Here is a 13,476-nt window from a genome sequence, read left to right as displayed (position 1 = left end):
TCAACGCGTACCCGGCCCGAGACGCGGCAGAACCTCGACCTCCAGCAGGGGGGCCAGCGGCGCGGAATACGGGGGGGCGGGATTCAGCCAGAGCATCTCGGCGATTTCCGCAGCGACGACCGGGGCGTCGGCTGTTTCCGCGGCGTAGATGGCCCCCACCACCTGCAGGCCGGGTTCATTGGCCGCGGGGGCCTCGAACTGGCCGAGGAACTCGGACACCGTCACGACAATACCCAACTCCTCACGAAGCTCTCGGGCCAGGGCTGTGAGGTCATCCTCGCCAGCTTCGCGCTTACCTCCAGGCAGCATGAACCGCGACGCGCCGGCTTTGCGCGCGGTGAGCACGCGGCCGGCGTTGTCGCGGATAACCGCAGCTACGACCTCGATCGCCGGTCCGCTCACGCGCCCAGCAGCCGTGCCGCATGGGGGGCGAAATAGGTGATGGTTCCGGCCGCGCCGGCGCGCTTGAAGGCGCCGAGGCTTTCCAGGATGGCCCGGTCCTCGTCGATCCAGCCATTGGCGCCGGCGGCCTTGATCATGGCGTACTCGCCCGACACCTGGAAGGCGAAGGTCGGAAGGCGATAGGCCTCCACAAGCCGGCGAAGGATGTCGAGATAGGGCAGGCCCGGCTTGACCATGACCATGTCGGCCCCCTCGGCGATATCCAGGGCGACCTCGCGCAGGGCCTCCTCGGTATTGGCCGGGTCCATCTGGTAGGTCTTCTTGTCCCCAGGATTATCCACAGCGCCTGTGCCCAGTTTCCCCGAGCCGATGGCGTCGCGATAGGGGCCGTAGAAGGCCGAGGCGTACTTGGCGGCATAGGACATGATCATCACGTCCTGCAGGCCCTCGGCCTCGAGCGCCGTGCGCAGGGCGCCGACCCGGCCGTCCATCATGTCCGACGGGGCCAGGATGTCGCAGCCGGCCCTGGCCTGGACCATGGCCTGCTCCACGAGGCGCTCAATGGTGGCGTCGTTGAGGATGCGGCCGTTCTCGATCAGGCCGTCGTGGCCGTGGTCGGTGAACGGATCGAGCGCCACGTCGCACATGATGCCGACTTCGGGGGCGGCGTCCTTCATGGCCTTGACGGCCCGGCAGATCAGGCCGTCCGGGTCGGCGGCCAGCGAGCCTGCGGCGTCTTTTCGGGCCATGTCGATGTGCGGAAAGATGGCGATGGCCGGGATGCCGAGCTGGCGGGCCTCGACCGCAGCCTTGGCGGCCTCGGCCACCGATAGCCGGGCGACGCCGGGCATGGAGGCCACGGGAACCTGACCCTCGCCCTCATGCACCACCATCGACCAGATCAGGTCGGACGGGGTGAGGACGGTCTCGCGGACAAGGCTGCGGATCCAGTCGGCCTGGCGCAGACGGCGCAGGCGCAGGGCGGGGTAGGCGGCGAGGGGAGGCAGGGTCATGGGACCCGGCTCTTACCCATCGTCTTGTCCGACGCAAGCCTGACGGCGCCGATGATGGAGGCCCCAATCAGCCAGAGGCCCGACAGAAACCCCAGGGCGATGGCGCCGACGATGAGGAACAGCAGGGTCGCATCGATGGCGACCTGGCCAATCACCACCTCCATCTGATCGACGCCGCCCCAGCCGGCCGTGTAGGCGAGGCCGTAAAGCGAGGCGAGGATGTGGATGACGGCGGCAAGGCCACAGATTCCGGCCAGCAAGGCGAGGAAGAAGGCCACCCAGAAGCTGCGGATCTGGAACCCGAGATGACTGTGCGCCGGCTCTGGGGCCGAATCGCGCTGGGTATAGGCGATGATCACCGCCGCCAGAGCCGGCACGCCGGCGAAGAACACCGCCGCGAACATCAGGGCGTAGTTCAGGAGGGCCAGGTTGCGGGACGACTCGACGGAGCTGGCGCCGCCGCTGTTGAAGGTCATTCTGATCTCCCCCTGTCGTTGACAGGGTGCGCCGCCCGCGCGACTTCCTCAAGCCCAGGGAGACCCAAGGCCATGGATTTCGAGCTCTCAGAGGACCAGCGCGCCCTTCAGGCCGCGGCCCAGGCCTTCGCCGCGGCCGAACTGGCCCCCTTTTCGGCCCAGTGGGACCGCGAAAGCCATTTTCCCGTGGAGACTCTGCGCAAGGCGGCGGGCCTCGGGTTCGCGGGCGTCTACCTGTCGGAGGATGTTGGCGGCTCTGGGCTCTCGCGCCTGGACGCCTCGCTGATCTTCGAGGCCCTGGCCTATGGGGATGTGGCCACCACGGCCTACCTCACCATCCACAACATGGCCGCCTGGATGATCGACCGGTTCGGCGATCCCGAGCTTCGCGCCCGCTATCTGCCACGGCTGACGACCATGGAGCTGGTGGCGTCCTACTGCCTGACCGAGCCTGGGGCCGGATCGGACGCAGCAGCCCTGGCTACGATCGCCAAGCGCGACGGCGAGGCCTATGTGTTGAATGGCTCCAAGGCCTTCATCTCCGGCGGCGGGACCTCCGACATCTATGTGGTCATGGCCCGCACCGGAGGGGCAGGGGCCGGCGGCGTCTCGGCCTTCGTGGTGGAGGCGGGGACGCCAGGGCTCTCCTTCGGCGCACGAGAGCGGAAAATGGGCTGGAACGCCCAACCCACCGCCCAGGTAAATTTTGACGGCGTGCGCGTGCCGGCCAGCAACCGGATCGGCGGCGAGGGCGAGGGCTTCCGCTTCGCCATGATGGGTCTGGATGGCGGGCGGCTGAACATCGCCTCCTGCTCCCTGGGCGGGGCGGGGCTCGCCCTGGACACCGCCCAGGCCTACCTCGCCGAGCGCCGCCAGTTCGGCCGACCGCTACGCGACTTCCAGGCCCTGCAGTTCAAGCTGGCGGACATGGCCACCGAGCTGGAGGCCGCCCGGCTGATGGTCCGGCGCGCCGCTGCGGCCCTGGACGCCGGGCGTCCGGACGCCACCAAGCTCTGCGCCATGGCCAAGCGCTTCGCCACCGACGCCGGCTTCCATGTGGCCAATGAGGCCCTGCAACTGCATGGCGGCTATGGCTACCTGGCCGACTACCCGCTGGAGCGAATTGTCCGCGACCTGCGCGTCCACCAGATCCTGGAGGGGACGAATGAAATCATGCGGGTGATCATCGCCCGGGAGATGTTTCGATGACCGACGAGCCCGAAGTCCTGACGCGCATCGAGGGCTCGGTCGGGCGGATCACGCTGAACCGTCCCAAGGCCCTGCACGCCCTGACCACGGACATGTGTCGGATGATGATCGACGCCCTGGTGGACTGGTTGGGCGACCCGGCCGTGGATTTCGTCCTGATCGATCATGCCGGCGAGCGGGGATTCTGCGCCGGCGGCGACATCCGCATGCTGGCCGAAAGCGGCGCTCGCGACGGCTTCGCCGCCCGGGAGTTCTTCTTCACCGAGTACCGGCTGAACCACCTGATCTTCGAATAACCCAAGCCGGTGATGGCGATCATGGACGGGGTGACCATGGGCGGCGGCGTGGGCCTCGCCCTGCCGTCGCGCTATCGGGTGGCCACCGAGCGGACCACCTTCGCCATGCCCGAGACCGGGATCGGCCTGTTCCCCGATGTGGGTGGCGGCTGGCACCTGCCGCGGCTACCGGGGAAGTCCGGCCTGTGGCTGGCCCTGACCGGCGCGCGCCTCAAGGCGGCGGACTGCGAACTGCTGGGCCTGGCCACCGACTATGTGGAGTCCGCCGATATCGAGCGGCTGAAGGCGCTGGTGATCGCCGATCCTGCTGCGGTCGAGACACACCTCACCTTGCTGGAGGCTGACGCGGGACGCCCGCCCCTGGGTCTGCATCGTGACGAGATGGACCGCCTGTTCGACGGCGAGAGCGTCGAGGCGATCTTCGCCGCCCTGGAAACCGACGGTGGCGCCTGGGCCGCCACCCAGTTGGAGGTCCTGAAGACCAAGTCGCCCCAGACCCTGAAGGTCGCCTTCCGTCAGTTGGCGCTAGGCGCCCAGGCTGAGACCTTCGCCGAGAACATGGAGATGGAGTACCGGATCGGCGCCCGGGTGGTCGGCCTTTACGACTTCATCGAGGGCGTGCGCGCAGTGATCGTCGACAAGGATAATGCGCCGCGCTGGAATCCGACCAGCCTGGAAGGCGTGAGTGAGGCCATGCTCGACGAGATATTCGCCCCCCTGCCTTCCGCCCAGACCTGGCGGCCGCTACCCTTGGAGTAAGGCGGCGTCCGTCCGCCACCAAGGGAGATCCGCCATGAAAACCGCCGGTCCCGCGAGGGGCGCATGACCTGCTACGGCTTTATCGGCCTGGGAAATATGGGCGGCGGCATGGCCGCCGTCCTGGCCGCGGCGGGTCACAGGGTTCAGGCCTTTGATTTGTCCGCCGAGGCCCTGCAGCGCGCCGTCAGCGCCGGCGCGCAGGCTACTGAAACGGCGGCGGCTGCGGTCGCAGGCGCCGAGGTGGTCATCACCATGCTCCCGGCCGGCTCCCACGTGCGGGACGTCTATGAGCAGGCGGTCCTGCCGGCCGCCGCTAGAAACGCGCTGGTGATCGACTGCTCCACCGTCGATGTCGACACCGCCCGCGCCGTGGCCGAACAGGCGCAGGGGCTGGGCTTTCGCGCAGCCGATGCGCCGGTCTCCGGTGGCGTGGCCGCCGCCGCCGCGGGCGCGCTGACTTTCATGGTCGGGTGTCGCGAAGCCGACTTCGCTGCGGTGGAGACGGCTCTGGCGCCGATGGCCAAGACCGTCGTACGGGCCGGCGAGGCCGGCGCCGGGCAGGCGGCGAAGATCTGCAACAACATGCTGCTCGGCGTCTCGATGATCGGGGCCTGCGAAGCCCTCTCCCTCGCCGAGGGTCTGGGCCTGGATCCCGAGCGGTTCTTCGAGATCGCCTCGGCCTCGTCGGGCCAATGCTGGTCGCTGACCGCCTACTGTCCCTGGCCAGGGCCGGTGGAGGCCGCTCCGTCCAACCGCGGATACGAGGGCGGCTTCGCCGTCGCCATGATGCTGAAGGACCTGAAACTGGCTCAGGGCGCTGCGGCCTCGGTCGGGGCCTCAACCCCCCTGGGGGCGCAGGCCGAGGCGCTTTATGCGCTGTTTGACCGTCTCGGCTATGGCGAAAAGGACTTTTCGGGCCTAATTCAGATGCTTCGCGGGCGACTGGACCTGCTGGCCTGAGGGTCGGCGAAGACTGGGCGTACGTTGACGCAGATCAAGCCGGCGTGACACAGCGCCTTATAGACATGCTCCGAACCCGGTGCGAAAAGCCGGGCGGAATCTTTAGGGGACCGGTTGCGGCGTGAGATCGTCGAGCGTGCAGCCGGATTTCGTGTCGATGGATTACAGGACCGCCTTCCACAACGCCCTCGAGCGGGTTCACGCCGAAGGCCGCTATCGGGTCTTCGCCGACCTGAAGCGCCACCGCGGGAATTTTCCCCGCGCCACCTGGACGCGCCCAGACGGCGAGGCCCAGGACATCGTGGTCTGGTGTTCCAACGATTATCTCGGCCAGGGGCAGAACCCGGTCGTGATCGAGGCCATGAAGCAGGCCATCGACGAGGCCGGCGCCGGCTCCGGCGGCACCCGCAACATCTCGGGCACCACCCACTATCATGTGGAGTTGGAGCACGAGCTCGCCGATCTGCACGGCAAGGAAGCCGCCCTGCTGTTCACCTCGGGCTATGTGTCCAACGAGGCCTCGCTCTCGACCCTCTATAAGATCCTGCCCGGTCTCATCATGTTCTCTGATGAGCTGAACCACAATTCGATGATCTCCGGCATCCGCGCCGGCGCCCGCGAGCAGCGCCGCGTATTCCGCCACAACGACCTGGCGCACCTGGAAGAGCTGCTGGCCGCTGCGCCGGCCGACGCGCCCAAGCTGATCGCCTTCGAGAGCGTCTATTCCATGGATGGCGATATCGCCGACATGCCGGCCATGGTCGCCCTGGCCAAGAAGTACGGCGCCATGACCTATCTCGATGAGGTCCATGCGGTGGGCATGTATGGCCCCCGCGGCGCCGGCGTGGCCGAGCGCGACGGGGTGATGGATCAGATCGACATCATCGAAGGCACGCTGGGCAAGGCGTTCGGGGTCATGGGCGGCTATATCGCCGCCGATGCGGTGATCATCGATGCGATCCGTTCCTATGCCGACGGCTTCATCTTCACCACATCGATCCCGCCGGCCCTGGCCGCCGGCGCGGTGGCGTCGATCCGCTATCTGAAGGAACACAATGAGGTCCGCGTCGCCCATCAGGGTCGCGCCCAGGCCCTCAAGGAACGCCTGACCCAGGCCGGTCTGCCGGTCATGCCGTCGGAAAGCCACATCGTGCCGGTGCTGGTGGGCGATCCTGTCCACTGCAAGATGATCTCGGACATCCTGCTCAGCGACTACGGCGTCTATGTGCAGCCGATCAACTATCCCACCGTCCCGCGCGGCACTGAGCGGCTGCGTTTCACGCCGTCTCCGGCGCACAGCGATGAGATGATCGACCATCTGGCCAAGGCGCTGGAAGCCCTCTGGGTCCACTGCAACGTGCAGCGGGTCGGCGGCGTCGCCGCCTAAGACGGCCCGGCGCTAGCTGCGCCGGCGCACGCCGCGGCCCAGGCCAATCTGCTTGGCGAAGTCAGAGCGCCGCGCGGCATAGGTCGGCGCCACCATCGGATAGTCCGGCGACAGGCCCCAGCGGCGACGGTAGTCTTCCGGGCTCATGTCGTAGCGCGAGCGCAGATAGCGCTTGAGCATCTTCAGCCGCTTTCCGTCTTCCAGACAGACGATGTAGTCATCCTGGACGGACTTGCTGATCGGCACGGCGGGCTTGGGCCGTTCTTCTGGCGCAGGGGGCTCAGGCTCTCCCAGGCTCGCCAGGGTGTCGTGGACGGCGCGGATCAGGTCCGGCACGGCGTCTGTGCTGACAGGATTGCGGCTCACATAGGCGGATACGATATCGACGCCCAGGCGAAGCATATCGCTCGAACGCTCCGTGAGGCCGCTGTCAACACTCATACTTTTCCCCTCTGGATACTGGCCCGGCGCGACGCTCGGAGGCTCTCCAACGTGCGATGAACGCGACCGATTAGACTTCGTTCCAACAGATTGCGCCGATGGTTGGAACCCGGGCAGGAATGGGAGTAAAAGGCGCCTCCGCCCCAGCAGATTCCGATGCGAGCCCCGCCCTTGACCGCACAAGCCCAGACCGCCTCCGCCGCCGACGCCTTCTTCACCCAGGGCCTGGCCGAAAGTGATCGCGAGATCGCTCAGGTTCTCGGCCGCGAGCTGAAACGTCAGCAGGACCAGATCGAGCTGATCGCCTCGGAGAACATCGTCTCCCGCGCGGTGTTGGAGGCCCAGGGCTCGGTCCTGACCAACAAGTATGCCGAGGGCTATCCGGGCAAGCGCTACTACGGCGGCTGCGAAGAGGTCGACGTGGCCGAAACCCTGGCGATCGAGCGGGCCAAGCGCCTCTTCGGCGCCGAGTTCGCCAATGTGCAGCCTCACTCCGGCAGCCAGGCCAATCAGGCGGTCTTCATGGCCACCATGAGCCCGGGCGACACCTTCATGGGCATGGATCTGGCGGCGGGCGGCCACCTGACCCACGGCAAGAACGTCAACCAGTCGGGCAAGTGGTTCAATCCCGTGTCCTATGCGGTTCGCCAGCAGGACCAGCTGATCGATTACGATCAGGCCGCCGAGGTGGCCCTGGCCGCCAAGCCCAAGGTGATCATCGCCGGCGGTTCGGCCTATAGCCGCGAGATCGACTTCGCCCGGTTCCGGGAGATCGCCGACAGCGTCGGCGCCATCCTGATGGTGGACATCGCCCACTATGCCGGCCTGGTGGCCGGCGGCGCCTATCCCAACCCCATGCCGCACGCCCATGTGGTGACCACCACCACCCACAAGACCCTGCGCGGTCCCCGGGGCGGCATGATCCTGACCAATGACAAGAAGCTGGCCAAGAAGATCGACTCGGCCGTCTTCCCCGGTCTGCAGGGCGGCCCGCTGATGCATGTGATCGCCGCCAAGGCCGTCGCCTTCGGCGAGGCCCTGCGGCCGGAATTCAAGCTCTATGCCCGCCAGGTGGTGGAGAACGCCCGGGCCATGGCCGACGCCTTGGCGGCCGGCGGTCTGAAGATCGTATCCGGCGGCACCGACAGCCACCTGATGCTGGTCGACCTAACCCCCAAGAACGTCACCGGGGCCGACGCCGAGGCGGCGCTGGAGCGGGCGAACATCACCTGCAACAAGAACGGCATTCCCTTCGACCCGCTGCCCTTCACCCAGACCTCGGGTCTGCGCCTGGGCTCGCCGGCCGGCACCTCGCGGGGTTTTGGCCCGGCCGAGTTCCGCCGCATCGGCCAGATGATCGCCGAGGTGGTCGATGGCCTGGCGGCCGGGGGTGACAATTCGGCGGTCGAGGCCAAGATCCGTGACGAGGTGCTGGCCTTGACCCGCCGGTTCCCGATCTACAACTAGGCCTCAAGAGGATACGGCCGGGGAGGGGCTGACCTGATGCGATGCCCATTCTGCGGCCACACCGAGAGCCAGGTGAAGGACAGCCGCCCGTCGGAAGACGGGGCGGCGATCCGTCGCCGGCGGCTCTGTCCTGCCTGTGGCGGCCGCTTCACCACCTTCGAGCGCGTGCAACTGCGCGAACTGACCGTGATCAAGCGGTCAGGACGGCGCACGCCCTTCGACCGTGAAAAGCTGCTGCGCTCCATCGACATCGCCACCCGCAAGCGCTCCATCGACCCCGAGCAGGTCGACCGGATGGTCAATGGGATCACTCGCCAGCTTGAGAGCATGGGCGAGACCGAGATCGGCTCCGAAGTGGTCGGCGAACTGGTGATGAAGGCTCTGAAAGCCCTCGATGACGTGGCCTATGTTCGCTACGCCTCGGTCTATCGGGATTTCCGCGAAACCCGCGACTTCGCTGACTTCCTGGGCCGCGAGGGCCTCTCCGAAATCCCGGAGGAGGAGCGCTGAGGGGCGCCCGCCCATGGCCTCGCCTCTGATTACCCTGAAGCTCGCCACCTCGCTGGATGGCCGCATCGCCACCGCCGGCGGCGAGAGCCGCTGGATTACCGGACCTGAGGCCCGCGCGCAGGTCCACCGGCTGCGCGGCGAACACGACGCCGTGCTCGTCGGCGCGGAGACGGCCCTGGCCGATGACCCCGAGCTCACCGTGCGCCTGCCCGGCTATACAGGCCCCCAGCCGGCGCGGGTGGTGCTCGACAGCCGGCAGCGATTGCCGACCACCTCGCGGCTCGCCCGATCCGCAGGCGAGATCCCGGTCTATGTGGTGGCCACCGGCGTCCCGTCGCATGATCTCGTCGAGGCCGGCGTTCAGATCGTGCAGGCCCCGGGACCTGGCGACGGCCGGCCGGATCTGCCCGGCGTCGTTGTCGCCCTGGCGGAGCGCGGCCTGACGCGTCTCTTCGTCGAAGGCGGCGGGCAGGTGGCCGCCAGCTTTCTACGCTGCGGCCTCGTGGACCGCCTGGAGTGGTTCCGGGGGCCGCAGATCATCGGCGGCGACGGCCGTCCGGCCGTGGGCGACCTTGGCCTGGCAAGCCTCGACCAGGCGCCGCGCCTGCGCCGGATCGACGTCTCCGTCCTCGGCGAAGACCTTTGGGAACGCTACGAAAGGATCTGAATGTTCACGGGAATCGTCACAGATGTCGGCAAGGTGCGCGCCGTGCGCGACACTAATCGCGACCGCCGGTTCGAGATCGAAACCGACTTCGATCTGTCGACCGTCGAGCTCGGCGCCTCCATCGCCCATGCCGGCTGCTGCCTGACCGTGGTGGAGAAGGGCGAGGGCTGGTTCGCCGTCGAGGTCTCCGGCGAAACCCTGGATCACACCACCCTGGGCGAATGGAGCGAAGGCCGACCGGTCAACCTGGAGCGCTCGGCGCGGGTCGGCGACGAACTGGGCGGCCATATTGTCTCGGGCCATGTGGATGGGGTGGGGGAGATCATCTCCATCGTTTCGGAAGGCGGCTCGCACCGGGTGAAGGTGCGCGTGCCGCGGCCGCTGCATCGCTACATCGCGCCCAAGGGCTCGATCGCCATCGAGGGCGTCTCCCTGACCGTGAACGAGGTCGAGGACGACGTGTTCGGCGTCAATCTGATCCCCCACACCTGGGAAGTGACGACGCTGGGCGGGCTTTCGGTCGGGTCTAAGGTCAATCTGGAGATCGACATGCTGGCGCGCTATCTCGCGCGATGGCGCGAAACCGCCTAAAGGCTGTCCCCTTAGGATCGCCTCCCGCGATCGCTGGATTTTGTGATGCAAGACGAGAAGCTGCGCGTCCTCGTGGTCGAGGCGCGGTTCCATGGCCAGATCGCCGACGCCCTGCTGGCCGGCGCCACTGACGTCCTGTCGGCCCATGAGGTCGAGTTCGACGTGGTGAGCGTGCCTGGCGAGCTGGAAATCCCGGCCGCCATCGCCTTCACTGACGCCGCGGGCAGCGGCGGGGGCGTGGCCTATGACGGCTACGTGGCCCTGGGCTGCGTGATCCGCGGTGAGACCCACCATTTCGAGGTGATGGCCAACGAATCGGCGCGGGGCCTGATGGACCTGGCGATCAGCCGGCGACTGTGCATCGGCAACGGTATCCTGACCGTCGATGAAGAGACCCAGGCCTGGGAACGCGCCCGGGTCAGCCAGGGCGACCGCGGCGGGGCGGCGGCGCGCGCCTGCCTGGAAATGATCAGCCTGAAGGCGCGGCTGTCGGGACACGACCAATGAGCCAGGACATCCCCGTGCCCACCGGTCCGGTGTCGCGTCAGTCCCGGTCGGTCGCGCGCCTGGCGGTTGTCCAGGCCCTCTATCAGATGGAAGTGTCGGGCGCCGGCGTCGAGGCGGTGATCCGCGAGTTCTCCGACCATCGCTTTGATCGCGACGTGGAGGGTTTCGCCCTGAGCGGCGCCGACGAAGCCTTCTTCGCCGAGCTCCTGCGCGGCGTGATCACGCGCCAGGCTGATGTGGACAAGGCCGTGGTCAAGCGGCTGGCCCAGGGCTGGCGGCTGGAGCGCCTGGACGCCACCGCCCGCGCTATCCTGCGCGCCGGGACCTATGAGCTGGTGGAACGCACCGACATCCCCACAGAGGTGGTGATCGACGAGTATGTCGAGCTCGCCAAGTCCTTCTTCGAGGGGCCTGAGCCTGGCTTCGTCAACGGCGCCCTCGATGGCGTGGCCCAGGATGTCCGGGCCTGAGGACAGCCCAGCCCAGCCGGACGAGTTCGAGCAGATCGCGCGGCTCTACCGGCCCCTGACCCGCGGGGCGCCCGAAGCCCTGGGGCTGCTGGACGACGCCGCGGTGATCCCGCAACGCCCGGGCTTCGACCTAGTGGTGACCAAGGACGCCCTGGTGGAAGGCGTGCACTTTCCGGCGGGCGAGGCTCTCGACCTCGTGGCGCGGAAGCTGCTGCGGACCAATCTCTCCGATCTGGCGGCCATGGGCGCCGAGCCCTATGGCTATTTTCTCGCCGTGGCCTGGCCCTCCGGGACCGACTTCGCCGCGCGCCAACTCTTCGCCGATGGCCTGCGCCTGGACGGCGAAGCTTTCGAACTGAACCTGCTGGGCGGCGACACCGTGTCGATCTCCGGGCCGATGGTGGCCAGCCTGACCCTGTTGGGCTGGGTCCCGCAGGGGCGCGCCGTGCGTCGCGCCGGCGCGCGGCCGGGGGATCTGGTGATGGTCGGCGGGCCGATCGGGGACGGCGGGCTGGGTCTCAGGGCCGTCATGGGTCAGCTCGACGATCCAGACGGCTACCTGGCCGAGCGTTACCGCCTGCCGCGACCACGCCTGGACCTCGTCGCATCCCTTCGAAACCAGGCCAGCGCCTGCGCCGACATCTCCGATGGCCTGATCGCCGACGCCGGCCATATCGCCAGGGCCAGCGGCGTGGCCCTTCGCCTGGCGCTCGATCGAATGCCCCTGTCGCGCGCCGGCGCCACCTGGCTCGCCGATCAACCAGATCGCCGACAGGCCCTGATGACGCTGGCGACATCGGGGGATGACTACGAACTCGTCCTGACCGCGCCCCCTGAAGCGGCCGCCGGGCTCGGGTTGCCGGTGATTGGCGTGGTCGAGGCCGGGGAGGGGGTTGAGGTCCTGATCGATGGAAAGCCCGCGACGACGGGACAGAGGGGATGGACTCATCCCTGAGTTCTGACCCCGGGCAGCGTAAAGACTGCGGCAACCCTGTTGGCCCTAGGCTAGACCCATGCTGCGCCGCGTCTTCATTTCAGCCCTTCCCCTGACCTTGCTGGCTGGACCAAGCCTTGCGGCGGGTGGCGCGCCCGCCGAGAAGGCCCCGACGGGCCAGCACGTGGACATTTCCCCAGTGGCCCTGCCGGTGGTGGTGCGCGACCTGGTGGTCAACTACGTCTTCGTCGCCGTTCGGCTGAACCTGTCTCAGGTGGCCAATATCCAGAAGCTTCGCGAGCGTGAACCCTTCTTTCGCGACGCCCTGGTCCGCGCCGGTCATCGCACCCCGTTCACGCGCAAGGACGACTATCTGAGCCTCGACGTCGATCGCCTGAAGGCGGTGATGCTGAAGGAGGCCGTGCGTCTGGGCGGCAAGGACATTCAGTCGGTCTCAGTCATGTCCCAGACGGCCAAGCGGCGCACGGGGCTGCCCAAGCCTCCCAGCGCCTGATCGCGCGCGCCTGAAGGCGAGCCACCCGTCAACCACAACCGTTGCGCCCCCCTGGCAACCTTGGCACAGTCCCCGGGCTAGGAAGAACAAGGGCCAGCGCATGTACGCCGGCCCACCCAAGAGGAAACGTAGCGACCGGCGGCGGCCTCCATCCGGGGGCGGGCCTGAGCCGGTTCGCGCCATCAAAGGGGCGCCTAAACGATGAGTCTCGTGCTTACGCTGGTGATTGTCGCCGGCTTGCTGGCGGTGCTTTACGGCATCGTCCAGTCCGCATTCCTGATGCGGGCTTCACCCGGCAACGAACGGATGCAGGAGATCGCTGCGGCGATCCAGGAAGGCGCCCAGGCCTATCTGCGCCGCCAGTACACCACCATCGCCCTGGTCGGGGTCGTGATCCTGATCGCGGTCTGGCTGCTGCTGGGCCCGGAGCCGGCCATCGGCTTCGTGGTCGGCGCCGTGCTGTCAGGCGGCGCAGGCTTCGCCGGCATGTTGATCTCGGTCCGCGCCAATGTGCGCACCGCCCAGGCCGCTTCCGAGAGCCTGGAGAAGGGCCTTTCGCTCGCCTTCCGATCCGGCGCGGTCACCGGCATGCTGGTGGCGGGCTTCGCCCTGGTGGGCGTTGCGGGCTATTTCTTCGTCCTCACCGGGCCGCTCAATCATGAACTGACCAGTCGCACCGTGGTCGACTCCCTGGTCGCCCTGGGCTTTGGCGCCTCGCTGATCTCGATCTTCGCCCGCCTGGGCGGGGGCATCTTCACCAAGGGCGCCGACGTGGGCGGCGACATGGTGGGCAAGGTGGAGGCCGGCATCCCCGAGGATGACCCGCGCAACGCCGCGACCATCGCCGACAATGTGGGCGACAATGTCGGCGAC

16 protein-coding genes and 1 pseudogene are annotated in these 13,476 nt (G+C 67.9%); 13 read left to right on the top strand and 4 right to left on the bottom strand.

All coding sequences use genetic code 11. From position 1 onward, the window contains the following. From V7702_RS01620 to V7702_RS01610, 3 genes are read right to left on the bottom strand one after another with little or no spacing between them, the layout of a single operon-like run. A complete protein-coding gene (locus V7702_RS01620; protein ID WP_335648397.1) occupies positions 1-402 on the bottom strand; it encodes an NUDIX hydrolase in 402 nt (133 codons plus the stop codon). Beyond that, positions 399-1,415: a porphobilinogen synthase gene (hemB, locus tag V7702_RS01615; protein ID WP_335648396.1), complete on the bottom strand. Its 1,017-nt coding sequence runs from the start codon at positions 1,413-1,415 to the stop codon at positions 399-401. The genes V7702_RS01620 and hemB overlap by 4 nt, the downstream gene beginning before the upstream one ends. After that, entirely contained in the window at positions 1,412-1,891 is a 480-nt protein-coding gene (locus tag V7702_RS01610) for a hypothetical protein (protein WP_335648395.1), read from the bottom strand. The genes hemB and V7702_RS01610 overlap by 4 nt, the downstream gene beginning before the upstream one ends. 72 nt (positions 1,892-1,963) lie before the next feature. On the opposite strand from V7702_RS01610, the gene V7702_RS01605 reads away from it, so the two are divergent. The 4 genes and pseudogenes from V7702_RS01605 to hemA all read left to right on the top strand — a co-directional run bounded on the left by V7702_RS01605 (position 1,964) and on the right by hemA (position 6,502). Beyond that, positions 1,964-3,100, top strand: coding sequence for an acyl-CoA dehydrogenase family protein (locus V7702_RS01605; RefSeq protein WP_335648394.1), 1,137 nt, complete (start codon positions 1,964-1,966; stop codon positions 3,098-3,100). Next, positions 3,097-4,155, top strand: a pseudogene (locus V7702_RS01600) (enoyl-CoA hydratase/isomerase family protein). The gene V7702_RS01605 and the pseudogene V7702_RS01600 overlap by 4 nt, the downstream one beginning before the upstream one ends. A gap of 27 nt (positions 4,156-4,182) precedes the next feature. Then, positions 4,183-5,115 carry a 3-hydroxyisobutyrate dehydrogenase gene (gene mmsB, locus V7702_RS01595; RefSeq protein ID WP_335648439.1) on the top strand — a complete coding sequence of 311 codons (933 nt, stop codon included), beginning with the start codon at positions 4,183-4,185 and terminating at the stop codon, positions 5,113-5,115. Positions 5,116-5,272: 157 nt separating this feature from the next. Continuing rightward, positions 5,273-6,502 (top strand): 5-aminolevulinate synthase, encoded by a 1,230-nt coding sequence (hemA, locus tag V7702_RS01590; RefSeq protein ID WP_335648393.1) that lies wholly within the window; start codon positions 5,273-5,275, stop codon positions 6,500-6,502. A 12-nt stretch (positions 6,503-6,514) separates the two neighbouring features. On the opposite strand, the gene V7702_RS01585 is transcribed toward hemA, so the two are convergent. Further along, positions 6,515-6,943: a MucR family transcriptional regulator gene (locus V7702_RS01585; protein ID WP_335648392.1), complete on the bottom strand. Its 429-nt coding sequence runs from the start codon at positions 6,941-6,943 to the stop codon at positions 6,515-6,517. 156 nt (positions 6,944-7,099) lie between these two features. On the opposite strand from V7702_RS01585, the gene glyA reads away from it, so the two are divergent. From glyA to V7702_RS01540, 9 genes are all read left to right on the top strand, one after another. Next, entirely contained in the window at positions 7,100-8,410 is a 1,311-nt protein-coding gene (gene glyA / locus V7702_RS01580; protein WP_442958381.1) for a serine hydroxymethyltransferase, read from the top strand. A gap of 36 nt (positions 8,411-8,446) precedes the next feature. Continuing rightward, positions 8,447-8,920 (top strand): transcriptional regulator NrdR, encoded by a 474-nt coding sequence (gene nrdR, locus V7702_RS01575; protein ID WP_335648391.1) that lies wholly within the window; start codon positions 8,447-8,449, stop codon positions 8,918-8,920. A 13-nt stretch (positions 8,921-8,933) separates the two neighbouring features. Continuing rightward, positions 8,934-9,587: a RibD family protein gene (locus V7702_RS01570; protein WP_335648390.1), complete on the top strand. Its 654-nt coding sequence runs from the start codon at positions 8,934-8,936 to the stop codon at positions 9,585-9,587. After that, complete coding sequence (locus tag V7702_RS01565) at positions 9,588-10,178, top strand: riboflavin synthase (RefSeq protein WP_335648389.1); 591 nt, start codon at positions 9,588-9,590, stop codon at positions 10,176-10,178. Positions 10,179-10,223: 45 nt separating this feature from the next. Beyond that, complete coding sequence (gene ribH / locus V7702_RS01560) at positions 10,224-10,685, top strand: 6,7-dimethyl-8-ribityllumazine synthase (RefSeq protein WP_335648388.1); 462 nt, start codon at positions 10,224-10,226, stop codon at positions 10,683-10,685. After that, positions 10,682-11,155: a transcription antitermination factor NusB gene (gene nusB, locus V7702_RS01555; RefSeq protein WP_335648387.1), complete on the top strand. Its 474-nt coding sequence runs from the start codon at positions 10,682-10,684 to the stop codon at positions 11,153-11,155. Before ribH ends, nusB begins: the two co-directional genes overlap by 4 nt. Continuing rightward, positions 11,142-12,110 carry a thiamine-phosphate kinase gene (gene thiL / locus V7702_RS01550; protein ID WP_335648386.1) on the top strand — a complete coding sequence of 323 codons (969 nt, stop codon included), beginning with the start codon at positions 11,142-11,144 and terminating at the stop codon, positions 12,108-12,110. Before nusB ends, thiL begins: the two co-directional genes overlap by 14 nt. 58 nt (positions 12,111-12,168) lie before the next feature. Next, positions 12,169-12,603 carry a hypothetical protein gene (locus tag V7702_RS01545; protein WP_335648385.1) on the top strand — a complete coding sequence of 145 codons (435 nt, stop codon included), beginning with the start codon at positions 12,169-12,171 and terminating at the stop codon, positions 12,601-12,603. Positions 12,604-12,804: 201 nt separating this feature from the next. Continuing rightward, positions 12,805-13,476 (top strand): sodium/proton-translocating pyrophosphatase (locus tag V7702_RS01540; RefSeq protein ID WP_335648384.1); only part of this gene is annotated, 672 nt, incomplete at its 3' end.

This window comes from Phenylobacterium sp. (assembly GCF_036963605.1).
Classification (GTDB): Bacteria; Pseudomonadota; Alphaproteobacteria; order Caulobacterales; family Caulobacteraceae; genus Phenylobacterium.
The sequence above is the reverse complement of the archived record's forward strand: the minus strand, read 5'-3'. Positions and strand labels throughout refer to the sequence as shown.